This window comes from Rhodococcus sp. H-CA8f, assembly GCF_002501585.1.
Lineage (GTDB): Bacteria > Actinomycetota > Actinomycetes > Mycobacteriales > Mycobacteriaceae > Rhodococcus_F > Rhodococcus_F erythropolis.
The window spans coordinates 808,972-835,481 of the sequence record NZ_CP023720.1; the positions used below are offsets into that span (position 1 = coordinate 808,972).

The following is a 26,510-nucleotide window of genomic DNA, read 5'->3' on the forward strand; positions in this document are numbered from 1 at the left end:
CATGGCACCTCCACTGATCGAACTCTCGGGCATCACCAAGTCGTACGGACCGGTGAAGTCCCTTCAAGGAGTTGACCTTCGGCTGGCGAAGGGTGAAGTACTCGGAGTCGTCGGCGACAACGGCGCCGGCAAGTCCACCCTGATGAAGATCCTCGCGGGCGCCGTCCAGCACGACGGCGGCGAAATGCGCGTCAACGGTGAACCAGTGCGCTTCTCGACGCCGCTCGACGCGCAGCAGAAGAAGATCGGCATCGTCTACCAGGACCTGGCGCTGTGCGACACGCTCGATGTCGCGAGCAACCTGTTCCTCGGCAGAGAACCGCGAAAAGGTCCATTCCTCGACCGGCATGCCATGCACGAGAAGGCGGCTCACATTCTCGCCGACCTTCATGTCAAGGTGAAGTCGACCTACCAGGAGATCGGGCAACTGTCCGGCGGGCAGCGGCAAACCGTCGCGATCGCCCGCGCTGTTTCCTTTCGGCCAGACGTACTGATCCTCGACGAGCCCACCGCAGCGCTTGCCGTCGCCGAGGTCGAGTCGGTGCTCAAGCTGATCACGGACGTCGCAGCGGCCGGAGTGGGCGTCATTCTCGTGACACACCGCCTGCAGGACCTGTTCCGCGTATGTGACCGAATCACGGTCATGTACGAGGGGCAGAGCGTCGACGACGTTCCGATCGGCGACCTGAACATCGAGTCCCTCGTCGGACTCATCACTCGAACTCCGGTGCCGCAACGGACATCGGCAGCAACACAGGGAGCCACGGCATGACCACTCTCGAGAAGACCCAGGCGCCGATCGAGCGCAAGCTCGCCGCGAAACCCTCTTTGTGGGACAGCGTCAACAAGCCCACCCTCGCGATGCTGGCGGTGACAGTTGCTGTCGCAGCCGTCTTCTCGGCGACCACGTCGTCGTTCCTGACATTCACGAACCTGTCGAACCTGGCAACCCAGATCGCTCCGGTTCTGATCATCGCGGTGGCGATGACTTTCGTGATCACGGCAGGTCAGATCGACCTGTCCGTCGGTGCGATCGTCGCGTTCGTCGCGGCGATGAGTGCCGAGCTTATCCAGGCCGGCGTCGATTCGTCCCTGGTCTTCGTCGCCGCCCCGGTGATGGGTGCGGCCTGGGGCCTGGTCAACGGATGGCTCGCTGCCTATCAGGGCATTCCGCCCTTCATCGTGACTCTCGCGACGATGTCCGTCATTCGCGGTATCGCGCTGTATCGGACCGAAGGATTCTCCGTTCCGGTTCCGGCCGACACTTACTTCGCGAAGCTCGGAACTGCTGAGTTCCTCGGGTTCTCCGCCAGCGCCTGGATTGCTCTCGTAGTCGTGGTCATCGGAGCAATTGCGCTCAACCGCATGCGCTTCGGGCGCTACGTCACCGGTATCGGATCCAACGTCGAATCCGTGCGACGGTCCGGCGTCAACACGCGTCGTGTGCTCATGATGACGCTCGTCTTCACCGGCTTGGCTGCCGGTATCGCGGGACTGCTGATCGCGGCTCGACTGGGCTCGGGTTCGGCCAACTCCGCAACGGGATTCGAGCTCACGGTGATCACCGCGGTGGTTCTCGGTGGTACCAACCTCTTCGGCGGTCGCGGCACCGTGATCGGTACCGTCATCGGCGCTGTCCTGACCGGAATCATCGCCAACGGACTGACCCTGCTCGGTGTGAGCCCGTTCTTGACACCGATCATCACCGGTGTCGTTCTGCTACTGGCCATCTGGATCAACATGCGGGGACACACCCTGAGCGCGCTGTGGCGACACCTGCAGTCCGCACCCTCGGGGCCTGCACGCTCATGAGCAAGGTTCGTACTGTCACGGGAACTGTGGACAGCTCGGAACTCGGACTGGTTCTCCCACACGAACATCTGCACAACGATGTCACCGGTGCGTACACCGAGGCCCCGGATCCGGTTGTGGCACAGCGGTTGGCCGGTCCGGTACGCGCCGAGGATGCCTGGCTTCTTCACGACAATCCGTATTACAGTCTCGACAATTGTCGAGTCGACGACGCAGCGGCCGTGGTGGAAGACCTTGTGGACTTCGCCCGCCTCGGTGGTCGGACGATCGTTGATCTGACACCGCCGGGACTGGGCCGGGCACCGGAGAAGTTGGCGGAGTTCTCGCGAAAGTCAGACGTGCGAGTGATCATGGGTTCAGGGTGGTACCTCGAGACGACCCATCCGGTCGAGGTCCACGAACTCGGTGTCGACGATCTGGCAGGTTCGCTCGTCGAGGAGTTCGATCCGGCAAAGGAATTGGCACCTGGCGTGATCGGGGAGATCGGAGTCTCCCCGCTCTTCACTCAGAACGAGGCGAAAGCGTTGAGGGCGGCATGCATCGCCCAGCGCGAGGTGGACGTGCCCCTGTTCGTCCACCTTCCGGGATGGCAGCGCGTCGGACATCACGTCGTCGACATCGTGGTCGACGAGATGGGCGTCGATCCGCAAGCAGTGGTCCTGTGCCACATGGACCCGTCCGGACACGACGCCGACTACCAACGATCGCTCGCCGACCGCGGTGTCTTTCTCGAGTTCGACATGATCGGGATGCCTTTCGATTTCCCCGGCGAGGGTCTTTCTCCGCATCCGGCGGAAACAGCCACTGCGGTAGCCGGATTGGTCACCTCCGGTCACGTATCACAGCTCCTGCTCAGTCACGACCTCTTCCTCAAATCAATGCTCAGAAAGCACGGCGGAAACGGATTCTCCTACGTACCACTCGTCTTCGCCGCCCGGTTGGTGCGCGCAGGCGTAGATCCCCAGCAAGTGTCCGCACTGATGCGAGACAACCCGAGGTCGCTCTTCGAGCAGGCCGCGAAAGGAAACAGAAGCAGTCATGGGTAAACGAGTACTGATCGCCGGCGAGAGCTGGATGACGACGTCGACGCACGTCAAGGGCGTCGACGAGTTCAGTGTCCATTCCTACGTCGAGGGAGTCGGTCCGCTTCGGGATGCGCTCACCTCACGTGGCCACGACGTGACACACATGCCCGCACACCTGGTGCCGACGCAGTTCCCCGGTACCGCAGAAGCGTTGTCCCAGTTCGACGTCGTCGTTCTCTCCGACATCGGAGCGAACTCGCTGCAGTTGGCTCCCGGTGTCTTCGACCAGTTCCGCGCCGGGGAGGATCGCCTTGTCGCGCTTCGTGACTGGGTGAACGCCGGCGGCTCACTGATGATGATCGGTGGCTACCTCTCGTTCTCCGGGTTCCAGGCGCGAGCAGCTTTCCGCCAGACCGCGATCGCCGAGGTACTACCCGTGACGATGCTGGCCGAAGACGATCGCGTCGAGACACCGGCCGGGATCGTTCCCACCGTCGTCGATGCTGCTCACCCGGCTCTCGGTGGTGCCGGCGATTCCTGGCCGGCGCTCCTGGGATACAACCGTGTCGTCGCGAAGGACGGTGCCGTGGTTCCCGCCACCATCAACGGCGATCCGCTTGTCGCTGCCGGTGAATACGGCGCCGGACGGTCGATCGTCTTCACCTCGGACTGCTCGCCGCACTGGGCTCCGCCGGAGTTCTGTGAGCAGTGGCCTGGATACACCGACCTGTTCGACGGCTTGATCAGTTGGGTCGCCGGCGAATGAGTCGCTCCTCAGACCTGCTCGCGCGGCAGCAGAGTAATCTCGCTGCCGCGCGGGCGGTTCCATTCATCGAGGACACCATCGGCGGGACGTTGAGTGATGAGGGATTCCGCCGGTACCTCGTGATCGAAGAGGCATTCGTACTGACGGCCGTCAAGGTGTTGGGGTTGGTGGTCGCCGAATCCCCGACGCTCGACGACGCGCTCGACCACGTGACGTCGATGTCGAACCTGGTGGGCGAACAGCGCGAGTATTTCGCGCAGTTGCGTTCCCGCTTCCCGTACGCGGGGGACGCAGCGGCTCTGGTCGAGGAGTCGTCTGTGCTGTCGACGCATGCCTTGACCCTCGCTGGCGAAGAGGGCAGGGCGGCGGCCCTGGTGGGCATGTACGCCGCGGAAACCCTGTATCTGTCGTGGTGCCGGGAGGCGGCGGCAGTGAACGTACAGCGCGAACCAGCGTTGCAGGACTGGGTAGACATGCATGTCGCTCCGCCGTTCGTGTCTCAGGTGGCGGTGCTGGCGTGCGAGGTAGACGCCATGCCCGAGTCCGTCACCGACGAGGACCTGGATCGGTGGTTCTCCGGCATGCTGGCCGCAGAGATCGATTTTCACAACGTGGCGGTGTGAGCTACTGCTGTGCGCCTTTATTAACCCCCGGCGGTTAATAAAGGTGCACAGCAAAAGGCCCGTAGGTAGCTTTCGCAACCTACGGGCCTCTTCTTTGTAGCGGGGACAGGATTTGAACCTGCGACCTCTGGGTTATGAGCCCAGCGAGCTACCGAGCTGCTCCACCCCGCGTCGGTGTGAAACCAACAGTACACGACTTCTGGGGGTGCAATTACCACCCCCTGTCACCGGCTGGAGTGAGCGCTTTCCGAGTAGTAACCGCGGATGTGTCCGACTATGCGCTGACGTGCGAGTTCGCCGTCACCCGCGTTGACCGCATCGACCAATCCTCGGTGTTCGTGACGCAGTCGCATGCAGGTGCTCGGCCAGCTGTCGATCTGCACGCCCGCGAGAACGTAGGCCTCGATGGACTCTCGTAGGCCGGTCATCATGGCTGCGATCACCTGATTGCCCGCCGCGTCGGCGAGCGCTACGTGGAATTGCGCGTCGAGTAGTAGGAATTCCTCGGCGGAGAGATTTACGTCATCCATCGAGTCGAGCAGTTCGACGGCCGTGCTGAGGTCGGGCGTCGGGGTCCGCGATGCCAGGGACTGCATCACCTCGGATTCGAGAACGAGTCGTGTCTTCACCACATCCGAGACCGGAAATCCTTGTGCTGCAACCTGCATCCGCATCAGCATGGTCATGCCGCCGGTCGGTTTGGCCACGATCATCGCGCCGGACGTCGGGCCGGAGCCAGTCTGCGCCTTGAGGAGGCCGAGTGCTTCCATGACCCGCAACGCTTCTCGGACCGATGACCGTCCGACGCCCAACTCTGCTGCCAGAATTCTCTCTCCCGGCAGGCGCTGGCCAGGAGACACCTCGCCTGAAACGAGCCGACGTTCGAGGTGGCTCAGTACTTGTTCCCACGCTCGCGGGCTCGGCTCGGTCGGCATGAGGCAAGAGCATAACCGGGTGGACGCCGTTTACGGGGTGGCCTGTCCGGGGATGTATTACTGTGGTCAGACCACACCGACAGATTGCGGGGAACCACATGCGAGTAGCGCTGTTCGCCACCTGCATCGGGGACACGATGTTTCCCGACGCCGTCAAGGCCACCGCCCTCCTGCTCACCCGTCTCGGGCACGACGTCGTGTTTCCGTCCGGGCAGACCTGCTGTGGGCAGATGCACGTCAACACCGGCTACCAGCCGGGCGCGCTGCCACTGGTCGCGAACTACGCCGATACTTTCGGTGATGCGTCGATCGACGCCGTTGTCGCACCATCGGGATCGTGCGTCGGTTCGATCCGTCATCAACACGAGATCGTCGCCGAGCGCTACGGCACCGCGTCGCTGTGTGGGCAGGTGCAGACCGTGAAGGCAAAGACGTTCGAGCTTTCGGAATTCCTCGTGGACGTTCTCGGTGTCACCGATGTGGGTGCGCACTTCCCGCACCGGGTCACCTATCACCCGACCTGTCACTCACTGCGCATGTTGAGAGTGGGAGACAAACCACTTCAGTTGCTGCGCAACGTCCGCGACATCGATCTGGTCGAACTCCCGGAAGCAGATTCCTGCTGCGGCTTCGGCGGCACGTTTGCCATCAAGAACGCCGAGACGTCGACGGCCATGTTGGCTGACAAGATTCGCCATTTGGCCGACACCGGCGCAGAGTTCTGCAGCGCCGGAGATTCGTCCTGTCTCATGCACATCGGCGGTGGGATGTCACGACTGCAGATGGGCGCCAAGACCATTCACCTCGCGGAGATTCTGGCATCGGTGGAAAGCCGGGTGCACGCATGAGCGCTGTGACGCTGGGTCTGCCCAGCTTTCCGCCGAGGTCACCCGAAGGTGCAGGGTTCCTGCGAGGTACTGAGAAGTTCCCTGTCGCAGCACATCACGAGCTGGCCAACGCGCAACTGCGACGCAATATCGGCAAGGCAACGCATACCATCCGTGCCAAGCGCATCAACGTAACTGGAGAGCTCCCCGATTGGGAGGAGCTGCGGGATGCGGGTTCGGCGATCAAGGCCGACGTCATGGCGCGGTTGCCGGAACTGCTCGAACAGTTCGAAGCTGCAGTAATCGCTCGCGGTGGGCAGGTGCATTGGGCAGCGGATGCCAACGAGGCCAACGCCATTGTGACCGAGCTTGTCAAAGCCACCGGCTCCGACGAGGTCATCAAGGTCAAGTCGATGGCAACGCAGGAGATCGGTCTCAACGAGCATCTCGAAACCCAGGGAATTATCGCCTACGAGACCGATCTCGCGGAATTGATCGTCCAGCTCGGCCACGACAAACCGTCGCACATCCTGGTTCCTGCGATCCATCGCAACAGGTCAGAGATTCGCGAGATTTTCCTGCGTGAGATGCCAGATGTCGATCCGAACCTCGGGGAGAACCCGGCCGAACTTGCCGCAGCTGCACGAAAGTTCTTACGCCACAAGTTCATGACGACGCCCGTCGCCGTCTCCGGCGCCAATTTCGGCATCGCGGACACGGGCACTCTGACCGTCGTGGAGTCGGAGGGCAACGGGCGAATGTGCCTGACGCTGCCGAAAACACTGATCACCGTCATGGGCATCGAGAAGATTCTGCCGACCTATCAGGATCTGGAGGTCTTCCTTCAACTGTTGCCGCGGTCGTCGACGGGGGAGCGGATGAACCCGTACACCTCCCTGTGGACCGGCGTGACGCCTGACGACGGTCCACAGGAATTTCACCTGGTCCTCCTCGACAACGGCCGGACCGCCGCGCTTGCCGACAAGATCGGGCGGGAAGCCCTGAGCTGCATACGGTGCTCGGCGTGCCTGAACGTGTGCCCGGTCTACGAGCGCACCGGTGGCCACGCCTACGGATCCACCTATCCGGGACCGATCGGCGCGGTACTGACTCCGCAGCTCGCGGGCATGCATGGCAAAGACGATCCGAATTCGACTCTTCCTTTTGCCTCGAGTCTGTGCGGTGCGTGCTTCGACGCCTGCCCGGTCAAGATCGACATCCCGTCGCTGCTGGTCGAATTGCGGCACCAGAAGGTCGAGCAATCCGGTGTCACGGCAGAGTCTTTGGCGATGAAAGCCGCATCTCTGGCGATGTCGACCGAGGGCAGGTGGACGCTGGCTCAGAAAGCTGCCGGGCTCGGACGCGTCGTGGCCGGCAGGAAAGGGAAGATCTCCACGTTGCCCCCTCCACTGAACGGTTGGACAGCTGCCAGAGACATTCCCGCTCCACCCAAGCAGACCTTCCGATCCTGGTGGGACTCCGACGAAGGCCGCGAGGCATTGGACGAGGCTCGTCGTGACGGGAAGGCAGACAGATGAATTCACGTGACGTGGTGCTCGGACGCATTCGTGATGCCATCACCTTGGCGCCCGCCGGTGAAGGCGAGATACCGCGAAACTACCGGACTGGCAGAACCATGCCAGACGGGGAGCTCATCGATTTGTTCGTCGACCGCCTCGAGGACTACAAGGCGCACGTTCACCATTGCGCTGCAACAGAAATCGCCGATGCCGTCGCCGGAATACTGAGACAGCACGGACTGAACACTCTGGGGATCCCCGCCGGCCTCGACCGATCATGGGTAGCCGGGTTCGACGGAACGCTGGTGGTGGACAGCCCGGACGTACCGGCTCCCGAACTCGAGAACCTCGACGCCGTTGTCACCGGCTCGAAGGTAGCGTGCGCCGAGACCGGCACCATCTTCCTCGACGCCGGTCCATCGCAGGGGCGCCGTGCGTTGACGCTGGTACCGGACACACACATCTGCGTCGTGTATCGCAGCAGTGTGGAAGTGGGAGTGCCGGAGGCGATTGCGCGGCTGACGCCGCAGCGTCCCACCACCATGATCAGCGGCCCGTCGGCAACCTCCGACATCGAACTCGAACGCGTCGAAGGTGTACACGGTCCGCGAAATCTGCACGTCGTGATCGTGGATGGCTGATTCCCGCCGAGCGGGAACTCAGGGGCAGCGGGCCACATCAGCGTCTAACGTCCCGGCCATGACACAACTCTTGGCAGGCAAGGTCGTCTTCATCACCGGTGCAGCGCGGGGTCAGGGACGCAATCACGCGATCCGACTCGCGCAGGAAGGTGCCGACGTCATCGCTGTCGACGTGTGCGCGTCGGTGTCCGAAGACGTGGGTTACGCGGCCGCAACGGAAGCCGACCTCGACGAAACGGCCCGTCTCGTGCGAGCAGAGGGGCGCGAGATCGTCACCGCGGTAGCGGATGTACGTGACCTCGAGGCGCTGCGGGCGGCGGTGGCGTCGGGCGTCGACAAGTTCGGTCGCCTCGACGTCGTGATCGCCAATGCGGGCATCGCTACGTGGAATCGTTTCTGGGAAATGCCGGAAGAACAGTGGTCGACGCTGGTGGACATCAATCTCAATGGTGTGTGGCGCACGATGACAGCTGCGGTTCCCTCGATGATCGAAGCCGGCAACGGTGGTTCCATCGTGATCGTCAGCAGTGCTGCCGGCGTCGCCGAAGCGCCTGGTTGTGCGCACTACTCGGCGGCCAAGCACGGCCTCGTGGGTTTGGCTCGCACTGCTGCAACGGAATTGGGAAGCTTCGACATTCGAGTCAACAGCATCCACCCTGGCGCGGTGGAGACCGAGATGGGCAACGATCCCAACGTCGGTAAGGTACTCACTACTCATCCGGAGTACATGAACTCGTACAAGTGGCCGCTCACGTCCGTCCCACGCACCACCGTCGAGGACATCTCCAACGCCGTGGTCTACCTTGCGACGGACCTCTCCCGCGCGGTCACCGGGACGAAGATCGTCATCGACATGGGTCAGACGATGGCGTAGTCGCGCTCAGAGCAGATTGAACTGCGCCACCTCGATGGTGTTCTCGACCGCCTCCGAGAGCGTGCGAATACGTTCGTCGGCGCCTGGCGCGGTCAAAATCGCCAGGCGATCGGCGTCACCCATCGGAATGTTTCTGGCAAGGGCATACAGCCGAGAACCCAGCGGATCCAAGGGATCCGGTGGGACGGGCATTCGCGGAGTCTGTTCGCCGGCCCGAAGTGCGAGCTTTCCCAGCATTCCGTACATGAACTCGATGCGCTCGAGGAGAGAGTCGTATTCGTAAGCGGTGACAGGTGTTCCGTTGTTCTCGTCAGGCCACAATTCGATCTCGGCGAGTGGGTAAGGATCGTCCGGCAGCCAGCGATTGACGCGGATGCGGTCTTCGGTCCGGCAATACAACTGATACCGTCCGGCACCCATTGCGACATGAGACTCGATCCGAGCCAGAGTGCCGACGTCGTGGCGTGATTCGCCGCCACCGACCTCGTGGCCACGAGCGATGAGCACTACTCCGAACAGTGGGCCGTCGGCAGCTTCGAGAACGTTCTCTACCAGTGCGCGGTACCGAGGCTCGAAGATGTTCAGTGGCAACACCTCACCCGGAAGCAATGCAGAGCCGAGCGGAAACATGGGGAAGATGGGCATCAGGGGATTCTCAACCTCGGAATCGGAGGGGCGGGGAAATCGCCGGGGCGATCGATTTCAGCGAGCAAGTGCTCGGACCACATCAGCAGGCCGGGGATGTCGAGGCCGTGCGGGCTTTCCACTTCGTAGTGCCTGATGCGGTCGTGACCCTGGCCGAGGAGTGAGACGGCACCGGTGTTGTTGCCCCGAAGTAGATGGGTGAGCCCGACGGCCAATTGAGCCAGTCCCTGCCACAGGTCACGCTCCTCGCCGGGAGCGTCCTTCCACGTTCCTTCGAAAATTTCGTGCGCGTGAAAAGGCATCCCGTGGTCGAGAAGACGCTGAGCCTCGGTGATCGACTCGTCCGGAGGGAGGCGCACATCGTCGGGAATGCGCGGGACACCGCCCGCTGCGTCACGTGGCAGTGGACGGCCGAGTCCGTCGCGGGGCCGCGAATTGAGGGGCTTTCCAGCGGCGTCCCGGTCGCGTTCGGTCATACACTCAGCCTAACGGCAGCACCTCGGACGAACCCGCCGAAAGTTTTTTCGAGTCGCCTGTCGATTCCGGGGAGAACCGTTCGTCGTCATGTTGTAAGGCAAGAAAGCCGGAAGAGAAACAACAGACCAAGGAGTCAGTCATGAAGTACATGTTGCTCATCTACACCGCGCCCGGCGGAGACACCGAACCCCAGTGCACGTTCGAGGACTGGCAGCAATACGACAAGGAAATGAAGGATGCCGGTATCTGGGTGTCCGGCGATGCCCTCGCCGACCTGACCACCACGACAACGGTTCGAGTCTCGCAGTCCGGAGAAAAGACCGTCACCGACGGACCCTTCGCTGAAACCCGTGAAATCCTCGGCGGCTACGACGTCATCGACGTTCCCGATCTGGATGCGGCGCTGGCCTGGGCCGCGCGGTGCCCCGGCGCGCGCGACGGTGGAAGCGTCGAGGTGCGTCCGCTGGCCGGGTTCGGGGACTGATTCGCCGTGGACGAGCAGGCCGAGAACTCCATCGAGTCAGTGTTCCGGGAGGAACGTGGACGACTCTTGGCCTCGCTCGTCCGCCGTTTCGGTGATCTGGATCTGGCCGAGGAAGTCACCTCCGAAGCCGTCGAGGCCGCGTTGGTGCACTGGCCGGTGGACGGAGTGCCGGCCAAACCCGGCGCCTGGCTGCTGACCACGGCGCGTCGCAAAGCCGTCGACAGGCTTCGTCGTGATCAGGCCTATGCGGCGCGATTGGCGGTGATGCAGGTGGACGCCGATCGTGCCGACCCGGCGCCGCCCACGGTCGACGGAGAACTTCCCGACGAGCGGTTGCAGCTGTTCTTCACCTGCTCGCACCCGGCGCTGGCCGAGGACGACCGAATCGCACTCACCTTGCGTTGCCTCGGCGGGTTGACGACGCCCGAAGTTGCTCGGGCCTTCCTCGTTCCTTCGGCGACAATGGCGCAGCGGATCGTGCGTGCGAAGAAGAAGATACGTCAGGCTCGGATTCCCTTCCGAACTCCCAGCACCGAAGAACTCCCGGAACGCCTGCCCGGTGTTCTACAGGTGATCTATTCGGTGTTCACCGAGGGGTATGCCGCCAGTTCGGGGCCGGATCTGCAACGCGTCGACCTGGCGGTAGAGGCGGTCAGGCTGGCGAGGATCCTGCGCGCATTGCTTCCCGATGAGCGCGAGATCGCCGGGTTGCTTGCGTTGATGCTTCTCGTCCACGCGCGTCGGGATGCCCGTACCGACGCCGGTGGCGGGATCGTCCTCCTCGAGGACCAGGATCGCGGGTGTTGGGACCAGCCGATGATCGATGAAGGCAGCGACCTCGTCGTGGTCGCGTTGACCGGGGGAGCGCCGGGGCCGTACGGGGTGCAGGCTGCCATCGCCGCATTGCATGACGAGGCGGCGGATGTGGAGAGCACCGACTGGCCGCAGATCTGCGCGCTCTACGGAGTGCTCCTCACGTTGACGCCTTCGCCTGTCGTCGCAGTCAACAGGGCAGTGGCGCTGGCGATGCGCGATGGCGAGGAGGTTGGGCTGGCAGCGTTGGAAGAACTGGCAGCGGAGCCCAAACTTGCCGACTACCACCCGTATCACCTCGCGCGCGCCGAACTGCTCGCCCGGTTGGGGCGCACCGACGCGGCAATGTCTGCATACCGACGTGCGCTGAATCTGGTTGGTACGGAACCGGAGCGGGCCTACTTGGAGCGTCGGCTCGGTGAGATCTCTGACTGATCGGTGGTTATTGCGGGACGTCGAGATCGAAGTACAGGGTCTCGGACCAGTAACCGAGGCCGAGCTCGCGTAGCGGTTCCTCGACGCTCTCCTGAGTCGGCGTGAACAGCCGCTCCCAGAAGCGCGGCTTGGCGGGTGCGAGCGTGGCCAAAGCTGCCTCCATCTCGGCGTCGATGTCCGCCAGACCGGTCATCAGGGCCGCGCCCTGTTCGGCGAACGGTTCGTCGTCCATGTCGAAGATCTCGCCGCACTCGAGGACGAAGTAGTGGTCGGGCTCGGTGTGGCTGCGCAGGAAACGCAGCGCATCGCCGGCCATCGTGCCGAGTTCGGGGTGATCGATTCTGCCGAGGAAGTCTTCGAGCCGGGCGATACCAGGACCGCAGGGCGCGGTGACCGCGATCAGGTCTGGGGTGTCGTCCCAGATGACCGACTGGTGGGCGAAGGGATTCACGGACACAAGGATCCTCGGGACCAGCGGTATCGCGTACGACCACTCGGAGATACCGGTGAGACCTCGGGCGCGAGCGGCAGCCGGATTCTCATGCGGAGCAACAGGGGTCGAGTAAAGATAGGTGCGGTTGGCCACTGGCCGAGTCCTTTCTGCGGTCGGTGTCACCTGATTCAGGCGGCGCCCACCATCCTCAATGCCAGGTCTCCGTACAGTTTTCCAATGTCTTCCGGATTCGTGTAATTGCCGGCCGGGAACCAGCGGCACACGTCGACGCACAGGGACATCAAGGCGAGGGTGACGCCTTCGGCATCGGGGATCGTGAAGTCGCCCGACTGGACGCCGGCGTCGACAACCTCCCGGACCACCCGCGTCGTGCTGCGGCGAAGCGCGACGACGGTTCGGTAGTGCTCTGGTGTGAGTGCAGTGAGTTCGTATTGGACGACGCGAGCGAGTGAGTGGTGCCCGGCCTGCCAACTGGCGAAGGTGCTGACCAGTTCCTGGAGGCGAACGGACGGCTCTTCACCCGGTCTGTCGGCGCCCTCGACCACCTTCAACGCTTCGGTGTGACCTTCGAAGCTGATCGCGAAAAGCAGCTCTTCTTTCGAGCGGTAGTGCGGGTACATGGCGGCGGGACTCATGTCGAGTCGTGCGGCGATGTCACGCGTGGTGGTGCCGCCGTAGCCCGCGGAGGCAAAAGCGTCCACGGCTGCCGCGCGGATACGGGCCGCAGCTTTGGAGGGGCTGATCACCACGTCAGGTGAATCGCTCACGGTTTCCTCCAGGTGTGACGGATTTCGATGTTGACAATATCCCGCTCTCGATTCACTATAAGCAGATGCTTAGATTCTAAGCGAATGCTTAGGAACATCGTTACGTGTGGCATTGCCACGCCGAAAGGAAGCAACTCGTCATGCGTCGCACTCTGTACGGACCCGATCACGAGGCATTTCGCGAATCTGCCCGCGAATTCGTCAACCGGAACATCCTTCCGGTCGCAGAGAAGCTGATCGACCAGCGCTTCATCGATCGTGAAATCTGGCTCGAAGCGGGACGCAACGGCTTCCTCGGACTCGAGGTTCCAGAGGCGTACGGCGGAAGCGAAGCCGGCGACTACCGCTTCAACGCTGTTCTGGCCGAAGAACTCTCGCGTGCCAGTGCAGCTGTTGCCTCGAGCTTCGGCATCCATGCCGACGTCGTTGCTCCGTACCTCGTTCAGCTCACCACCGAAGAGCAGAAGCAGCGTTGGCTGCCCAAGTTCTGCACCGGTGAGATGCTGACGGCCATCGGCATGACCGAGCCTTCCGGCGGATCCGACCTCGCCTCGCTCAAGACCACTGCGGTCAAGGACGGCGACGACTGGATCATCAACGGCTCCAAGACCTTCATCACCAACGGCTACAACGCTGATCTCGTGATCGTGGCGGCGCGGACCAGTCCAGAGAAGAAGTCCAAGGGCATCACGCTCTTTGCCGTCGAAACCGGCATGGAAGGTTTCGAGCGCGGACGCAAGCTCGACAAGGTCGGCCAGCACGAGTCCGATACCGCCGAACTGTTCTTCGAGAACGTTCGCGTGCCGTCCACCAACATCATCGGTGAGATCGACCGCGGGTTTATCCACATGATGGAAATGCTGCCGCAGGAGCGCGTCGGCGCTGCGGTGTCCAACATCGCGCACGCTGCTCCGATCCTCGAAGAGACGCTGCAATATGCCAAGGACCGCAAGGCTTTCGGTCAGCCGATCGGCTCGCTGCAGTGGAACAAATTCCTTCTCGCGGATCTCGTGACCCGCATTGAGGTCACCCAGGCTTACGTCGACAACTGCGTCGCAGCACACGCTGCCGGCGAGCTGACCGCCATCGACGCCGCCAAGGCGAAGTGGTGGACCGCGCAGGTGCAGAACGAGGTCCTCGATCACTGTGTTCAGTTGCACGGCGGCTACGGCTTCATGACCGAGTACCGCGCCGCTCGCGCGTGGATGGACGCCCGCGTCACCAAGATCTGGGCCGGATCCAACGAGATCATGAAGGAACTCATCGGCCGCGATCTCGGCCTGTAATTTCGCAACTGCAGTCCATATGTCACTGCAGTCGATACGCCACTGCAGTCCATACGTCACTTCCCGAACCCGACGACACAGGAGCATCACCGCGCATGTCTGTTCTCGACAAGTTCTCTCTGACCGATCGAGTGGTCATCGTGACCGGTGCGTCGTCGGGCCTCGGGGTGGCGTTTGCGAAAGCCGCAGCAGAGGCCGGCGCGGATGTCGTCCTCGCTGCTCGCCGCGTCGACAAGCTCGAAGACACGGCCAAGCTCGTGCGTGACGCAGGCCGCGAAGCGTTGTGCGTGGCCACCGACATCGTCGATCCGGCTCAGGCTCAGAACATGGTCGACGCCGCGATGGAGAAGTTCGGCCGCGTGGACGTACTGGTCAACAACGCCGGCGTCGGAACCGCTGTTCCGGCAACCCGTGAGACCCCGGACCAGTTCCGCGCCGTCATCGACATCAACCTCAATGGGTCCTACTGGGCAGCGCAGGCCTGCGGCCGCGTCATGCTCCCGGGCAGCTCCATCGTCAACATCTCGAGCATTCTCGGATTGACGACCGCCGGACTCCCACAGGCCGCCTATGCGGCGAGCAAGGCAGGCGTCGTCGGATTGACCCGTGACCTCGCACAGCAGTGGGGAACGCGCAAGGGCATTCGCGTCAACGCGATCGCGCCAGGCTTCTTCAAGTCGGAAATGACCGACCAATACAACGACGGCTACTTGGACGCGATGGCTCCGCGCCTGATCCTCGGCCGCATGGGCGATCCTGAAGAGCTCGCGGCCACCATGGTGTGGCTCGCGTCCGAGGCAGGCGGATACGTCACCGGTCAGACCATCGCCGTCGACGGAGGAATCACCATCACCTGACGCCGATGCCGAGATGTCGCCGGCTTTGCCGTATAAGTAGCTGGTGACCTCTCGCGCCGAACCTCAGGAGAACTGGGAAGACCGTCCGCCACCATCCATGGCTGCGACGGAGCTTCTGCGTGACCTGCCGGTGACTGCCCGCGGCGTCCGGACCAGGGCTTCTCTGGTCGCAGCGGCTCGAACGGTGTTCGAGCGCGCAGGGTATCTCGATGCCCGTCTGACGGACATCACCAAGGAAGCGAACTGCTCCACCGGCACGTTCTACACCTACTTCGACAACAAAGAGCAGATCTTCGCCGCAGTTCTCGACGTTGCGCAGGAAGACATGTTGCACCCCGGCATGGGACGGGTCCGCGACGTCGACAATCCGTATGCGGTCCTCGAATCGAGCAACCGTGCCTACCTGACGGCGTTTCGCCGCAACGCCAAACTGATGGGTCTGCTCGAGCAGGTATCGCACATCGATCCGGCCTTCGCGAAACTGCGTCGGGACCGAGCCGAGACCTTCATTTCTCGTAATGCCCGAGCCATCGAACGCTTGCAAGCAGCTGGCAAGGCAGACGGCTCGTTGGATCCGCTGTTGGCTTCCCGAGCACTGTCGGCGATGGTGAGCCGTCTTGCCTACAGTTCGTTCGTCTCCGAGGAACCTGGCGCCGACGGCAACCCCGTCCCGTTCGAGGACGTCGTCAAGACGGCTACTCAGGTGTGGGCCAACGCGCTGGGCCTCGAAGGCGACCGCGGGTAGTTTCAGCCTTCGCCGCGGGCCGCGAACTGCTGCTCGAGGCTGTGGCGCAACGTCTCCTCGCTGTTCCTGACAGCGTTTTCGACGAACGGCCCGATCAAGCGGCCGAGAGCTTTGCCGGCAATGCCGCCGGGGAGTTTGTAGGCGAAGTCGACGGAAAGCTCGGTCTTGGAATCGTCGATCGCGGCGAACTCCCACGTGGACGAGTTGGATACACCGCCGAGCGAAGACAGCTTGATGATCCGATTCTTCTCCCACTCGGTGACCTCGAGCTTGGAGCGCAACGTGCTTGGCCCGATCTGCATGGCCGCGTCGAACGTGGCGCCGAGCCCCTGATCGAACTCTCCGAACGGGGTGAACTCGGAAACACCGAACATCCACGTCGGGACGTTGCGGTAGTCGTCGATGTAGTCGAAGGCGACATCAACCGGCACGGCAGCAACCGCGGAGTGGCGAACATGGATCATGACTGGTCCCTGTCTTTCGGTGAACATCGACTGTAACCAATGGCACCGACGCGTTCGGCGGCGGCGCAACGGCGATCTACGGTATCGGTATGACGAACGAGCTTCCGGTACGCGGGTCCTGGCGCGATTACGAAGACCTGGGACTACCGAAACCGCTCGCTGCGGCGCTGGAGGCGTTCGTCGAGCAGGGCTATCACGGGACTTCGATCCGTGACGTCGCGTCGCGGTCCGGGCTGTCGGTGCCGGGGCTCTACCACCACTACCCGTCCAAGCAGGCTCTGTTGATCGGTCTGGCGACCGTGGTGATGACTGAGTTGTTGGAGCGAAGCCGCGCCGCCGAACTCGATGCCGGGGACGATCCCTCTGATCGCTTCGACGCGGTGATCGAATCTCTGTTGCGGTTCCACATGTTTCGACGCGAGCAGTCGTTCGTCGCTTCCTCCGAGATCCGCAGCATGGAGCCCGACAGTCGGGCTAGTTACATCGCGCAGCGCGACGAACAGCAGAAGCAGGTGGACCGGATCGTCCTCGACGGCGTTGCTTCGGGCGTGTTCGATGCCGACCATCCCGAGGATGCCAGCCGAGCTGTCGTGACGATGTGCGTCGCCGTCGCGGTGTGGTACCGACCGGACGGTGAGTTGTCTCCGGACGAGTTGGTGGAGAGGTATCTGGAGATAGCGCGTCGGATGGTGGGGGCGAAGCGGGTGGGGGAGTGACTGTGGGGGCGAAGCGGGTGGGGGAGTGACTGTGGGGGCGAAGCGGGTGGGGGAGTAACTGCTGTGTGCAGTGTCGCGGTAGGCGGTCGCCAGCGTTTGGTGTCGGCCACGACGCGTTCAACCTCGCTTTTGTTTGCCTGGGAAATCGCATAGGTCGGTCGCATTGACCAGCGCGCGGAGACGGTTTGCTGCGTTGCGAAGGCGTTCTCCAACTATCGGATTCCGGACGGCCCCGGCGGCCAACGACTTTGCAACAGTGGCGACTTCATCGCCGCGGGGGATCAGTAGGCGGTCATTGGACGCCGTGAACGAAGGCCGCTGCGATGCGAGCGATTCCCGAATGCGGCAGGTCGAGTGTGCGTGGGCAGGGCTCGCAGTAGCTACTTCTGCGCCGACGCGGGGCGCGCCTTCGGGCAACCGGCTCGGTCGATCGTTTACCAGTGCGCTGATTCTTGCCCTATTGACTCTTCCACGTGCGGTGATACGTTTAACCGCACGAGCATGGTGAGTGTTATCCCCGGCGTCGGTACGCGCAATGATGCAGTGTGCAGTGTGGACCTGGCGGGCGTGTGACTGCAGGGACTGTTTGGCCTGCTATATGCACGATGTGTGCATATTTATGGTGAAGTAGTGCTCGTACTGTGCATCGTTGTTGTGATGGTGACTCCGTAACGTGATTTGGACAACGCTGATTGCAGTACATGACGTGCCTCGCAACCCTATTGAGGGGCATGCGTGTGCAGATTGAGGACTCACAATGACTACGAACATTTCGGAAGACCCGCGGGCGCTGAGCCTCCAGCGAATTCGGCTTGCCCGGGTTGCGACATTCTTCGGATTCGCACAATTGGGAGCGGTCATGCTCACGTGGTCGACGAACACCACTGCGCTCCGTGCTCACCTGGGGTGGTCGGGGGAGGGCGGCGACTCGAATTTCGGGCTGGTGGCATTGGCGATCGGCGTCGGCGCTGCAGTCGGCTGCTTCCTCATCGGGCCGTTCGTCGACAGGTACGGTCCGCGAGCCACCTGTATGCCCACGATGATCATCTACCCGTTGATGTATATCCCGTTCGCGTTCTTGCAGGGTATTGCCAGCGCAATGTTCCTCGGCGTGATGATCGGCTTGTTGAGAGGTGCCTTCGACACCGCCTTCAACACACACGGTGTGCAGGTGGAGCGTTACTACGGCAGGCCCATCATGTCTGCGTTCCACGCGGCCTATCCGGCAGGCGGATTCGTCATCGGCCTGGTGGCCAGTGCAATCGCCCGTCACTATGTCGAGAGCCCCGCGGTGGCCTACATCTCGATCGGTGTCACGATGTCGGTTCTCGGAGCTGTGTTCGGTCGCTGGTTGTTGACTCGCGATGAGCTGCTACCCCCGGATGCCGCAGCCGTTCTCGGGAAGCAATCGACAACCGGGAGATCGGCGTCGACGACGACTTTGCTGATCATGGCCGGATTCGGCCTCTTGATGCTGGCATCGATGCTCAGCGAAGGCGCAATTCTGGACTGGGGACAAGAGTTCGTCCGGCGCCATGCCGATACCAGCGCTGGTATGGCTGCGACAGCTGTGACCTTCTACTCCGGTGCACAATTCGTGGGGCGCCTCTTCGGTGACCGGCTCGCCGAGTACTTCGGTGCGCGCGTCATCGTGGCCGTCAGTGGTGTGATCGGATTCGTCGGTGCCTTGCTTGCGATCGGGGGTGCGTCAGCTCCGTTCGCCCTGGTGGGATTCGTTCTCCTGGGGCTCGGGCTGGCATGCATGGCTCCGCTGATGCTCTCTGCTGCCGGCCGTCGTGACCCCGAGAACGCCGGAAGAAACATCGGAATTGTCAATGCGATCGGCTACGTCGGCATGCTCGTCGGGCCGGCTGCGATCACGCTCATCGTCGACGGATTCGGAATCGGCTGGATGCCGGCGCTGCCGGCGATCTTGCTCCTGCTCATCGCCGTCGGCGGTCCTGTATTGATGAAAACCGTTCCGCGATACTCGGAAACTGAACGTACGGGAAATGCTCCGAAGCCGGAGCACCACACGGTCTCCCACTGAGGTCGAACAAGCAGTGGCCCACGTGCGAGTACATCGAAATCCGGTGTACTCGCACTGGTGTCACCGAACGGAAGGAAATTCTGTTCGGGATTTGAGGAAGAAACAGGATGAGCACTGGCGGACCTTCGGAGTCGATCAGACGTTCTGCGCGAGCGCTGATCGTGGATCATTCGTACCGAATACTGTTGTGCAACTTTCGATCTAGATCCGATGAAACCTATTGGATCACGCCCGGTGGCCGTTGCGAGGAACGTGAGACCCCACGCGGCACACTCGAGCGAGAGCTTCGAGAAGAGGTAGGGCTCGAACTACGCACGACGCAGCCGCTCGTCTGGCGCCAAACGATCATCGATCCAGAGCACTTTCCCGGATTCAGCGGCGTCGACAACTTCTATTTCCTGGTTCGAGTTCATGGGTTCGAACCACGAGGGGCATTGACCGACGCAGAATTGCGCGATGAGCACCTACACGGTTTCAGATGGTGGACTCTGGAAGAGATCGAGAACTATTCAGGTTCGGCCCTTTTCGCGCCTCACGATATCGCCGAGAGACTCGATCTCACCCTTCGTCGCGGGTCGCCGTGCCCGGTAGTGTGTTTCGGCTCGGATTGATCCAGGTTGCTACTCGTACAGAATCGGGCCGCGCGATCGCTGGCGACACCGACGCTCTGTACAGGAGAATATGCCGTAACTGGGCAGCGACCCGTCGTAGACAACCCCGTGGACGACTCGTGATGCCAATGCTGTTCGAGGTCGACGCGGTTATGTTCGGCGCACCAGGACTGTGCCGTTGGTCGCAGAGTTGGTTCCAGACACGTGAAACATTGCGTGCGCCCAGGGGCGGTCCGCGTTCAGCAACGAATTCTCTTCGATCATCCTGTCGTCGTGATAGCCCTGTGGATCCTCGCCGAGCTCGACCAATCGTTGTCGCGCTGTCTCCGGTGCGGTGTCGACCCACACTGTCGCGTCGTACAACATCCGCAATGAACGGCGGATCGACCCGGCACCTTCCACGAGAAGCAACGTCGTCTGGTCAGAGACAGCGATATCGCGAGGCTTGTCGTGGTTCGACCGGAAGGTGAATGGAAGCCCAGTTCGCCGTATAGGTTCCAGTAATTCCTTGGCGAGCAAGGTATCCCAGCCAAAAAATGTTCGACTGCACGCGATGTCATCTGTGTGCACGATGACCGTCCCTGTGCAGTTTGCCGATAACAGTGCGGCCAGCGTCGACTTGCCGGAACCACCCCTCCCATCGATCCCTACGATTGCCGGGCCGCGCCCAACTGAACCGGACCGCAGAAGTTCCACGAATTGTGGGATCGCGAATCTATTCCAATCCGAATTTTCGTCACGTTCAGTGGGACGTTTCATGAACCTCTACCTTGGATCGAACCAGCTCCGAGTGTGAATTGTGAACGGCTACTGTCCACAGAAGTCGACTGTGACCCGGCTAGCCGTCCTGGCCGACTCGAGTATCGAGATGCTCACTGCCAGTGCGTTGGTCGCGTCGAGTCCGTCGACGACTGGTCGGCCGTCACCGCGCGTGGCACGGGTGAAGTGTTCCAGCGTGATGTCGTACGTGTGCCGGCGGTCTTCGACATCGATCTCGTGTGATCCCCGGCGATCGTGCAGAACGACCGACCCGATGGGTTCCGGAGTCATGACGTCGGCTGCATGAAGGCTGCCGGCTGTCCCGTGCACCTCCACATACGTGGGTGCGAATGGCGTAGTGAAAGTGTCGTGGAATCGTACAAGGACGTTGTTCTCGTAGAGAATCGACGAGGAGGCTGCATCTTCGGCTTCGGTCGCCCAATCTCCTTGAGCCACAGTGATCGCGCTCGCCGTCAGTGCTCTTGTGCCGAGTAGCGGATTCACGACTGATGCGTTGTGGCAGGAAAGATCCATGACGGCGCCTGATCCCGGCGCGCTACCGAGTCGCCACCCTCGCAATCGTTCGGGTAGGAGTGACGTGTGGCGAACACTGACCGACAGAATCCGGCCTATGTCGCCGCGCGTCACTGTGCGTCGAATGGCCTGGTGCGTACCTGCGGCAGGCAGGTGGTGGTTGACACCTAGGACTACGCCGGCGGATTGGCAAGCGGCGGTCATCTTCCGCGCATTGTCGATGCTCGTCGACAGCGGCTTCTCGCAGAGAACGTGTTTTCCGGCTGCTGCCGCCGCGCACACCTGCTCGAGGTGGCGATCATTTGCACTGGAGATGTAGACCGCATCGATGAGGGGATCGCTGAGCAGATCGTTCAGCTTGTTCGTTCGGTTCGATATCTCGTTCCGACGTGCGTACTGCTCGGCGTGGTCCGCATTTCCGCTGTACACGGAACTGATGTGGTGGCCGGTCCTTCGCAGTGCGGGAATCATTCGCGTTTCGGCGATATCACTCGCACCGACGATTCCCCAGACGAGATGCGGTTGTTCGCTCATCGAAGTATTCCTTCTCGGGCATCGACGATGTCGAATAGACAACGACGGCTCCGGGTATTGGCCGACTCGACGTCAGGAGTTCGGCGCGTACGAAATCTTGTAGGCCAACACTACGAAGTGGCGATAAATATCGACAGCGCCAAAACGTGCAAGCGTGAGCCGCTGATCGACCACTGTGAGCAGGCGCGAGCGCTGCACCTGCTCTGACCGTGAGCTTTCGAACGACCGGCATATCATGCACGGATTGGGCAGAATTTGGCAGAAGTGCTTCCCCCTATGTGTCTGTTCGCTGGATCACTTCGCAGGAAAGCTAGGGCTATCAGTTTGATTTCATGCCTCACCTCGAAGGAGCAACCCGCCAATGTCGTTCGTTCTCAAAGCAGCAGTCGGCGAACCAGCGCAGCGTGCCAGCAATCCGGCGGTGGTCGACACTGTCGCGGGTGTGATCGCAGACATTCGTGCTAACGGTGACGACGCGGTCCGCAAGTACTCTGACCGTTTCGACCGGTGGTCACCGGATTCGTTCCGCCTCGACGAAGATCAGATCCGCGAGATCGTCAAGTCCGTCCCGACAACGGTCCTCGAGGACCTGCAGTTCGCGCAGCGTCAGATTCGCGACTTCGCCCAGGCGCAGCGCGACACCATCACAGACCTCGAGGTCGAGACTCTGCCCGGCGTGTTCTTGGGGCACCGGAACATTCCGATCGACGCGGCTGCAGCTTACGTTCCGGGTGGCAGGTACCCGCTGACAGCGTCGGCGCACATGACGGTGCTGACCGCGAAGGTCGCAGGCGTCGAACGCGTCGCGGCTACGACGCCCCCGAATGACGGGCTTCCGCCCCAGATCAGCATCACCGCAATGCATCTCGCCGGGGCCGACGAGATTTTCGTGCTCGGTGGCGTACAGGCGATTGCAGCGCTGGCTCTCGGTACCGAGACGATCGATCCTGTCTCGATCCTCACGGGGCCGGGCAACGCATACGTGGCAGAGGCAAAGCGTCAACTCTTCGGTGAGGTCGGAATCGATCTCTTTGCAGGTCCCACCGAAACACTGATCGTTGCCGACGAGTGCGCCGACCCGTTCACCATCGCAGTGGATCTACTCAGCCAGGCTGAACACGGTCCGGATTCACCGTGTGTGTTGATCACGACGTCCGAGGCTGTGGGCAACGAGGTGATCAAACACATCGACGCATTGCTACCCGGTCTGGAGACGAACGCGATCGCCGGGCCTGCCTGGCGCGACCATGGACAGATCCACGTTGTCGGGACTCTCTCCGAAGCATATGAACTCGCGGACAAGTTTGCCTCCGAGCACGTACAGATCCTGACGCAGAATCCGCGTGAAGCGCTCGACAACATGAGCAACTACGGTGCCCTTTTCCTCGGGGAAGGAACGTGTGTTCCATACGGCGACAAAGTGATCGGGACCAACCATGTACTTCCTACTCTTGGCGCTGCGCGCTACACCGGAGGGCTCTGGGTAGGGAAGTTCCTCAAAACCCTCACTTTCCAGGAGGTGCGCGATCCGGCGGCGAGCGCCAGGATCGGCGAGATCGCTGCGCGACTGTCCCGATTGGAACGCTTCGAAGGCCACGCCCGTTCAGGTGACCTGCGTGCGGCGAAGTTCGGTGGAGCCGAACTACCGTGGGGCGAGATCCCGGTGGCGGCAAACCTCAAATGACGATGCGCATCGAGCACGACCTGCTCGGTGATCGTGAAGTGCCTGCGGAGGCCTACTACGGCATCCACACGCTGAGGGCACTGGAGAACTTCCCGATCACCGGTATTCCTCTCTCGGTCCACCCGGACATGGTATCGGCGTTGGCCGCGGTCAAGCAGGCCGCGGCTCGGGCGAACGCCGACCTCGGAATCCTCTCGCCCGAGCATGCAACAGCGATCGAGCAAGCTTGCAAGGAGATTCGCGCGGGCAGGTTCGCCGACCAGTTCGTCGTCGACGTCATTCAGGGTGGTGCCGGCACGTCCTCGAACATGAACGCCAACGAAGTGGTCGCGAACCGCGCGCTCGAAATGCTCGGCCGCGAACGGGGGCAGTACCAATTCCTCCATCCTCTCGAACACGTCAACATGAGTCAGAGCACCAACGACGTCTACCCCACCGCGATCAAAATCGGCTTGCAAGGTGCGGTCACCAGGCTTCGAGGTGCGATGGACGAACTTGCAGGCGCATTCGCGGAGAAAGCAGCCGAGTTCTCCCACGTGCTCAAGGTCGGACGGACTCAGTTGCAAGACGCGGTCCCGATGACTCTCGGTCAAGAGATCGTCACGTTCGCCGTGATGATCAAGGAGGACTCTCAGAGACTGGAAGAGGCCGCTCGGTTGATCTCGGAGATCAACCTGGGAGGGACGGCGATAGGCACCGGTCTCAATGCGCACCCGGAGTACGCCAGACGTGTGCGTGAGCACCTGGTGTCGATCACCGGTCTCGACATCTCGACGGCATCGGATCTCATCGAAGCAACCCAGGACGTCGGGGCCTTCGTTCAGTTGTCGGGAGTGCTCAAGCGCACTGCGGTCAAGCTGTCCAAGATCTGCAACGATCTGAGATTGCTGTCCTCGGGCCCACGCGCAGGGCTGGGTGAGATCAATTTACCTGCGGTGCAGGCGGGTTCGTCGATCATGCCTGGCAAGGTCAATCCGGTCATTCCCGAAGTGGTCAATCAGATTGCCTACCGGGTGGTGGGAAACGATCTGACCATCACCATGGCTGCCGAGGCGGGTCAACTGCAGCTCAACGCATTCGAACCTGTCATTGCACACAGCCTGTTCGAGACTGCAGAACTCCTCACGCGGGGCTGCACTGTGTTGCGCGAGCGATGCGTGATCGGCATTACCGCCAACGTCGCGCATCTCGAACGAACGGTCGCGGCTTCGATCGGTGTCGTGACCGCGCTCAATCCCTACATCGGCTACACAGCCGCGACGGAATTGGCGGCGGACGCGCTTGCTTCCGGTCGCACCGTCGTGGAGTTGGTGCTCGAACGCGGGTTGTTGGGCAAGGAGGATTTGGACGCGATCATGGAGCCTGCGAATTTGGCACGAACTGCGATCGTGTCGGCTCCCGATTTCGATCCGCTCGTCCCGTCGACCTGACCAGGTCTTCAGGGCGGTTGACACCGCACATGTGGGCGGTATCGTTTAGTGATACGTATAACTACTTGCAGTCCTGTTGCGTCAGGATTGACAGAAGCTGAGTCGGCACGGTTCAAGGACGTACAGCGTCAAGCCAGCCAGGAGACGGAAACCATGTTCGAAAAGACACGAATGGACAGTCATCCCCCCTGTAAGAGCAACTACGACGTCATCGTCGTGGGAAGCGGAATGGGGGGTGGAACGATGGCATACGCTCTCAAGGATTCCGGCCTCGATGTGCTCTTGATCGAGAGGGGAGACTTCCTTCCACAGGAACGTCAGAATTGGGACCCCCGAGCGGTGTTCGAGAAAGATCGGTACAAGAACGCCGAAAAATGGGTCGACACCGAAGGGCGGGAGTTCGCCCCCGGCACCTACTATTACGTCGGCGGAAACACCAAATTCTACGGTGGCTCGCTGGTCAGGTTCAGGCGAGAGGATTTTCAGTCCTCACGGCATCACGACGGTGAATCGCCGGCATGGCCGTTCTCGTACGACGATCTCGAACCCTACTACGCACGTGCCGAGCAGGTGTACAAGGTTCACGGCGACCACACCGACGACCCGACGTTGCCACGCAACGAACCGTTTCCGTACCCTCCCGTAGGGCACGAGCCAGCGATACAGCAGGTCGCCGACGATATGCGTAAGGCGGGTTTCACCCCTTCCAATCTCCCGCTCGGGGTCGACCTTCGGCAGGGTGGGTCATGTATTCGATGCAAGACATGCGACGGGTTCCCTTGCCGTACCTTGGCGAAATCGGATGCCGACGTCTGTTGCGTGCGACCCGCACTCGATTCGGGCAACGTCGAAATCGTCACGAACGGGTACGTGGAGAAGGTGCTGACCGACGATTCCGGACGTCGAGCATCAGGCGTCGAAGTGACCCATCGCGGCGTCACCTCCACCGTACGTGCGGATACGGTCGTAATCTCCTGTGGTGCGGTCAATTCTGCAGCGCTGCTGCTACGTTCGGCCACGTCTGTCCATCCTGACGGGCTCGCAAATTCCTCCGGAATGGTCGGTCGTAACTACATGGTGCACATGAACTCGATCATGGTGGCCATCGACCCACTCAAGAAGAACAAGTCCGAGTTTCAAAAGACGTTGTACTTCAACGACTTCTACCTGCGTGGCACTGACGATCATCCGTATCCGCTGGGCCACGTGCAACTGATCGGGAAGCTCCAGGCGGAGATGATCAAGGGGCAACGGCCCCACATCCCCAAATGGGCGTTGAGCCTTGCCACGAACCGTAGTACCGATTGGTGGCTGTTCACGGAGGATCTGCCCAACCCTGAAAATCGTGTCACGCTGACTCCCGGAGGGCGTATCCAGATCGCGTGGGAACCGAATAACGTCCGGGCACACGAGGTTCTGGTTCGCGAGACGCGAAAAATGCTTCGCAAGATCGGATTTCCGGTGGTCATCAGTGAAGGAACCGGGATAGAGGTGAACTCGCATCAGGCCGGAACCGTTCGGCTCGGTACCGACCCGGCTACATCGGTCCTCGATCCGAGTTGCCAGGCACACGATGTCGACAACCTGTATGTCGTCGACTCCTCCTTCTTTCCGTCGCTCCCGGTGATGAATCCGGCGCTGTCGATCGCGGCGAACGCGTTGCGTGTTGCAGATTCGATCATCGCTCGAAGCGGCGGCTCCACGGCGGGTGCATCGCACGGCTCGTCGATCTCTGCATAAAT

At 61.9% G+C, this 26,510-nt stretch carries 27 protein-coding genes and 1 tRNA gene; 19 read left to right on the forward strand and 9 right to left on the reverse strand.

Annotated features, from left to right (window positions below; all coding sequences use genetic code 11):
* Position 1 precedes the first annotated feature (1 nt).
* From CPI83_RS03880 to CPI83_RS03900, 5 genes are read left to right on the forward strand one after another with little or no spacing between them, the layout of a single operon-like run.
* Positions 2-772, forward strand: coding sequence for an ATP-binding cassette domain-containing protein (locus CPI83_RS03880; RefSeq protein ID WP_003939830.1), 771 nt, complete (start codon positions 2-4; stop codon positions 770-772).
* Positions 769-1,812 carry an ABC transporter permease gene (locus CPI83_RS03885; RefSeq protein ID WP_003939698.1) on the forward strand — a complete coding sequence of 348 codons (1,044 nt, stop codon included), beginning with the start codon at positions 769-771 and terminating at the stop codon, positions 1,810-1,812. The genes CPI83_RS03880 and CPI83_RS03885 overlap by 4 nt, the downstream gene beginning before the upstream one ends.
* On the forward strand, positions 1,809-2,858 hold the full coding sequence (locus tag CPI83_RS03890; RefSeq protein WP_021345661.1) for a phosphotriesterase: 1,050 nt from the start codon (positions 1,809-1,811) through the stop codon (positions 2,856-2,858). Before CPI83_RS03885 ends, CPI83_RS03890 begins: the two co-directional genes overlap by 4 nt.
* Positions 2,851-3,603 carry a glutamine amidotransferase gene (locus CPI83_RS03895; RefSeq protein ID WP_003939869.1) on the forward strand — a complete coding sequence of 251 codons (753 nt, stop codon included), beginning with the start codon at positions 2,851-2,853 and terminating at the stop codon, positions 3,601-3,603. The genes CPI83_RS03890 and CPI83_RS03895 overlap by 8 nt, the downstream gene beginning before the upstream one ends.
* Positions 3,600-4,226: a TenA family protein gene (locus CPI83_RS03900; protein WP_029256359.1), complete on the forward strand. Its 627-nt coding sequence runs from the start codon at positions 3,600-3,602 to the stop codon at positions 4,224-4,226. Before CPI83_RS03895 ends, CPI83_RS03900 begins: the two co-directional genes overlap by 4 nt.
* Before the next feature lie 97 nt (positions 4,227-4,323).
* Here the strand turns inward: CPI83_RS03900 and CPI83_RS03905 are convergent.
* Positions 4,324-4,397 (reverse strand) — tRNA-Met (locus CPI83_RS03905).
* Between the two features lie 53 nt (positions 4,398-4,450).
* Positions 4,451-5,161 carry an FCD domain-containing protein gene (locus tag CPI83_RS03910; protein ID WP_020909270.1) on the reverse strand — a complete coding sequence of 237 codons (711 nt, stop codon included), beginning with the start codon at positions 5,159-5,161 and terminating at the stop codon, positions 4,451-4,453.
* Between the two features lie 98 nt (positions 5,162-5,259).
* Between CPI83_RS03910 and CPI83_RS03915 the strand changes: the two genes are divergently transcribed.
* From CPI83_RS03915 to CPI83_RS03930, 4 genes are read left to right on the forward strand one after another with little or no spacing between them, the layout of a single operon-like run.
* Complete coding sequence (locus CPI83_RS03915; RefSeq protein ID WP_097386811.1) at positions 5,260-6,009, forward strand: (Fe-S)-binding protein; 750 nt, start codon at positions 5,260-5,262, stop codon at positions 6,007-6,009.
* Positions 6,006-7,526 carry a LutB/LldF family L-lactate oxidation iron-sulfur protein gene (locus CPI83_RS03920; RefSeq protein ID WP_020909268.1) on the forward strand — a complete coding sequence of 507 codons (1,521 nt, stop codon included), beginning with the start codon at positions 6,006-6,008 and terminating at the stop codon, positions 7,524-7,526. Before CPI83_RS03915 ends, CPI83_RS03920 begins: the two co-directional genes overlap by 4 nt.
* Positions 7,523-8,149, forward strand: a complete 627-nt coding sequence (locus tag CPI83_RS03925) for an LUD domain-containing protein (RefSeq protein ID WP_069145542.1) — start codon at positions 7,523-7,525, stop codon at positions 8,147-8,149. The genes CPI83_RS03920 and CPI83_RS03925 overlap by 4 nt, the downstream gene beginning before the upstream one ends.
* 58 nt (positions 8,150-8,207) lie before the next feature.
* Positions 8,208-9,023: a mycofactocin-coupled SDR family oxidoreductase gene (locus tag CPI83_RS03930; protein ID WP_097386812.1), complete on the forward strand. Its 816-nt coding sequence runs from the start codon at positions 8,208-8,210 to the stop codon at positions 9,021-9,023.
* A 6-nt stretch (positions 9,024-9,029) separates the two neighbouring features.
* Here CPI83_RS03930 and CPI83_RS03935 read toward each other — a convergent pair whose 3' ends face one another.
* On the reverse strand, positions 9,030-9,668 hold the full coding sequence (locus tag CPI83_RS03935; RefSeq protein WP_097386813.1) for an LON peptidase substrate-binding domain-containing protein: 639 nt from the start codon (positions 9,666-9,668) through the stop codon (positions 9,030-9,032).
* On the reverse strand, positions 9,668-10,144 hold the full coding sequence (locus tag CPI83_RS03940; RefSeq protein ID WP_097386814.1) for a DUF309 domain-containing protein: 477 nt from the start codon (positions 10,142-10,144) through the stop codon (positions 9,668-9,670). The genes CPI83_RS03935 and CPI83_RS03940 overlap by 1 nt, the downstream gene beginning before the upstream one ends.
* Positions 10,145-10,284: 140 nt before the next feature.
* On the opposite strand from CPI83_RS03940, the gene CPI83_RS03945 reads away from it, so the two are divergent.
* Both CPI83_RS03945 and CPI83_RS03950 read left to right on the forward strand, forming a co-directional pair.
* Positions 10,285-10,629 (forward strand): YciI family protein, encoded by a 345-nt coding sequence (locus CPI83_RS03945; protein WP_007730031.1) that lies wholly within the window; start codon positions 10,285-10,287, stop codon positions 10,627-10,629.
* A 6-nt stretch (positions 10,630-10,635) separates the two neighbouring features.
* Positions 10,636-11,877 (forward strand): RNA polymerase sigma factor, encoded by a 1,242-nt coding sequence (locus CPI83_RS03950; RefSeq protein ID WP_097386815.1) that lies wholly within the window; start codon positions 10,636-10,638, stop codon positions 11,875-11,877.
* A 7-nt stretch (positions 11,878-11,884) separates the two neighbouring features.
* Here CPI83_RS03950 and CPI83_RS03955 read toward each other — a convergent pair whose 3' ends face one another.
* Entirely contained in the window at positions 11,885-12,463 is a 579-nt protein-coding gene (locus tag CPI83_RS03955; protein WP_080909892.1) for a hypothetical protein, read from the reverse strand.
* Positions 12,464-12,498: 35 nt separating this feature from the next.
* Complete coding sequence (locus CPI83_RS03960; RefSeq protein ID WP_020970923.1) at positions 12,499-13,098, reverse strand: TetR/AcrR family transcriptional regulator; 600 nt, start codon at positions 13,096-13,098, stop codon at positions 12,499-12,501.
* A 140-nt stretch (positions 13,099-13,238) separates the two neighbouring features.
* Between CPI83_RS03960 and CPI83_RS03965 the strand changes: the two genes are divergently transcribed.
* The 3 genes from CPI83_RS03965 to CPI83_RS03975 all read left to right on the forward strand — a co-directional run bounded on the left by CPI83_RS03965 (position 13,239) and on the right by CPI83_RS03975 (position 15,986).
* The gene (locus CPI83_RS03965; RefSeq protein WP_007730036.1) at positions 13,239-14,384 is read left to right on the forward strand and encodes an acyl-CoA dehydrogenase family protein; all 1,146 of its coding nucleotides are present in this window, start codon (positions 13,239-13,241) and stop codon (positions 14,382-14,384) included.
* A 95-nt stretch (positions 14,385-14,479) separates the two neighbouring features.
* Positions 14,480-15,241: an SDR family oxidoreductase gene (locus CPI83_RS03970; RefSeq protein WP_003939707.1), complete on the forward strand. Its 762-nt coding sequence runs from the start codon at positions 14,480-14,482 to the stop codon at positions 15,239-15,241.
* A gap of 97 nt (positions 15,242-15,338) precedes the next feature.
* On the forward strand, positions 15,339-15,986 hold the full coding sequence (locus CPI83_RS03975) for a TetR/AcrR family transcriptional regulator (RefSeq protein ID WP_019745481.1): 648 nt from the start codon (positions 15,339-15,341) through the stop codon (positions 15,984-15,986).
* Positions 15,987-15,988: 2 nt separating this feature from the next.
* Here CPI83_RS03975 and CPI83_RS03980 read toward each other — a convergent pair whose 3' ends face one another.
* Positions 15,989-16,450 carry an SRPBCC family protein gene (locus CPI83_RS03980; RefSeq protein WP_019745480.1) on the reverse strand — a complete coding sequence of 154 codons (462 nt, stop codon included), beginning with the start codon at positions 16,448-16,450 and terminating at the stop codon, positions 15,989-15,991.
* 89 nt (positions 16,451-16,539) lie between these two features.
* On the opposite strand from CPI83_RS03980, the gene CPI83_RS03985 reads away from it, so the two are divergent.
* Together CPI83_RS03985 and CPI83_RS03990 are read left to right on the forward strand one after the other, a co-directional pair.
* Positions 16,540-17,166, forward strand: coding sequence for a TetR/AcrR family transcriptional regulator (locus CPI83_RS03985; protein WP_070795625.1), 627 nt, complete (start codon positions 16,540-16,542; stop codon positions 17,164-17,166).
* A 757-nt stretch (positions 17,167-17,923) separates the two neighbouring features.
* Positions 17,924-19,216, forward strand: a complete 1,293-nt coding sequence (locus CPI83_RS03990) for an MFS transporter (RefSeq protein ID WP_019745477.1) — start codon at positions 17,924-17,926, stop codon at positions 19,214-19,216.
* 761 nt (positions 19,217-19,977) lie between these two features.
* Here the strand turns inward: CPI83_RS03990 and CPI83_RS30690 are convergent.
* Together CPI83_RS30690 and CPI83_RS04005 are read right to left on the reverse strand one after the other, a co-directional pair.
* Positions 19,978-20,229: a hypothetical protein gene (locus tag CPI83_RS30690; RefSeq protein ID WP_133727159.1), complete on the reverse strand. Its 252-nt coding sequence runs from the start codon at positions 20,227-20,229 to the stop codon at positions 19,978-19,980.
* Between the two features lie 405 nt (positions 20,230-20,634).
* A complete protein-coding gene (locus tag CPI83_RS04005; RefSeq protein WP_019745474.1) occupies positions 20,635-21,654 on the reverse strand; it encodes a Gfo/Idh/MocA family oxidoreductase in 1,020 nt (339 codons plus the stop codon).
* Positions 21,655-22,015: 361 nt separating this feature from the next.
* Between CPI83_RS04005 and hisD the strand changes: the two genes are divergently transcribed.
* From hisD to CPI83_RS04020, 3 genes are all read left to right on the forward strand, one after another.
* Positions 22,016-23,338: a histidinol dehydrogenase gene (gene hisD / locus CPI83_RS04010; protein WP_097386816.1), complete on the forward strand. Its 1,323-nt coding sequence runs from the start codon at positions 22,016-22,018 to the stop codon at positions 23,336-23,338.
* Positions 23,335-24,768 (forward strand): aspartate ammonia-lyase, encoded by a 1,434-nt coding sequence (locus tag CPI83_RS04015; protein ID WP_019745471.1) that lies wholly within the window; start codon positions 23,335-23,337, stop codon positions 24,766-24,768. The genes hisD and CPI83_RS04015 overlap by 4 nt, the downstream gene beginning before the upstream one ends.
* 153 nt (positions 24,769-24,921) lie before the next feature.
* Positions 24,922-26,508: a GMC family oxidoreductase gene (locus CPI83_RS04020; protein WP_232816862.1), complete on the forward strand. Its 1,587-nt coding sequence runs from the start codon at positions 24,922-24,924 to the stop codon at positions 26,506-26,508.
* The last annotated feature ends 2 nt before the right edge of the window (positions 26,509-26,510 follow it).

Excerpts from the sequence above, each read along its gene's own strand:
- CPI83_RS03880 (WP_003939830.1), top strand. The coding sequence starts at position 2 with ATGGCACCTCCACTGATCGAACTCTCGGGCATCACCAAGTCGTACGGA.
- CPI83_RS03885 (WP_003939698.1), top strand. The coding sequence starts at position 769 with ATGACCACTCTCGAGAAGACCCAGGCGCCGATCGAGCGCAAGCTCGCC.
- CPI83_RS03890 (WP_021345661.1), top strand. The coding sequence starts at position 1,809 with ATGAGCAAGGTTCGTACTGTCACGGGAACTGTGGACAGCTCGGAACTC.
- CPI83_RS03895 (WP_003939869.1), top strand. The coding sequence starts at position 2,851 with ATGGGTAAACGAGTACTGATCGCCGGCGAGAGCTGGATGACGACGTCG.
- CPI83_RS03900 (WP_029256359.1), top strand. The coding sequence starts at position 3,600 with ATGAGTCGCTCCTCAGACCTGCTCGCGCGGCAGCAGAGTAATCTCGCT.
- CPI83_RS03910 (WP_020909270.1), bottom strand. The coding sequence starts at position 5,161 with ATGCCGACCGAGCCGAGCCCGCGAGCGTGGGAACAAGTACTGAGCCAC.
- CPI83_RS03915 (WP_097386811.1), top strand. The coding sequence starts at position 5,260 with ATGCGAGTAGCGCTGTTCGCCACCTGCATCGGGGACACGATGTTTCCC.
- CPI83_RS03920 (WP_020909268.1), top strand. The coding sequence starts at position 6,006 with ATGAGCGCTGTGACGCTGGGTCTGCCCAGCTTTCCGCCGAGGTCACCC.
- CPI83_RS03925 (WP_069145542.1), top strand. The coding sequence starts at position 7,523 with ATGAATTCACGTGACGTGGTGCTCGGACGCATTCGTGATGCCATCACC.
- CPI83_RS03930 (WP_097386812.1), top strand. The coding sequence starts at position 8,208 with ATGACACAACTCTTGGCAGGCAAGGTCGTCTTCATCACCGGTGCAGCG.
- CPI83_RS03935 (WP_097386813.1), bottom strand. The coding sequence starts at position 9,668 with ATGCCCATCTTCCCCATGTTTCCGCTCGGCTCTGCATTGCTTCCGGGT.
- CPI83_RS03940 (WP_097386814.1), bottom strand. The coding sequence starts at position 10,144 with ATGACCGAACGCGACCGGGACGCCGCTGGAAAGCCCCTCAATTCGCGG.
- CPI83_RS03945 (WP_007730031.1), top strand. The coding sequence starts at position 10,285 with ATGAAGTACATGTTGCTCATCTACACCGCGCCCGGCGGAGACACCGAA.
- CPI83_RS03965 (WP_007730036.1), top strand. The coding sequence starts at position 13,239 with ATGCGTCGCACTCTGTACGGACCCGATCACGAGGCATTTCGCGAATCT.
- CPI83_RS03970 (WP_003939707.1), top strand. The coding sequence starts at position 14,480 with ATGTCTGTTCTCGACAAGTTCTCTCTGACCGATCGAGTGGTCATCGTG.
- CPI83_RS03975 (WP_019745481.1), top strand. The coding sequence starts at position 15,339 with ATGGCTGCGACGGAGCTTCTGCGTGACCTGCCGGTGACTGCCCGCGGC.
- CPI83_RS03980 (WP_019745480.1), bottom strand. The coding sequence starts at position 16,450 with ATGATCCATGTTCGCCACTCCGCGGTTGCTGCCGTGCCGGTTGATGTC.
- CPI83_RS03985 (WP_070795625.1), top strand. The coding sequence starts at position 16,540 with ATGACGAACGAGCTTCCGGTACGCGGGTCCTGGCGCGATTACGAAGAC.
- CPI83_RS03990 (WP_019745477.1), top strand. The coding sequence starts at position 17,924 with ATGACTACGAACATTTCGGAAGACCCGCGGGCGCTGAGCCTCCAGCGA.
- CPI83_RS04005 (WP_019745474.1), bottom strand. The coding sequence starts at position 21,654 with ATGAGCGAACAACCGCATCTCGTCTGGGGAATCGTCGGTGCGAGTGAT.
- hisD (WP_097386816.1), top strand. The coding sequence starts at position 22,016 with ATGTCGTTCGTTCTCAAAGCAGCAGTCGGCGAACCAGCGCAGCGTGCC.
- CPI83_RS04015 (WP_019745471.1), top strand. The coding sequence starts at position 23,335 with ATGACGATGCGCATCGAGCACGACCTGCTCGGTGATCGTGAAGTGCCT.
- CPI83_RS04020 (WP_232816862.1), top strand. The coding sequence starts at position 24,922 with ATGTTCGAAAAGACACGAATGGACAGTCATCCCCCCTGTAAGAGCAAC.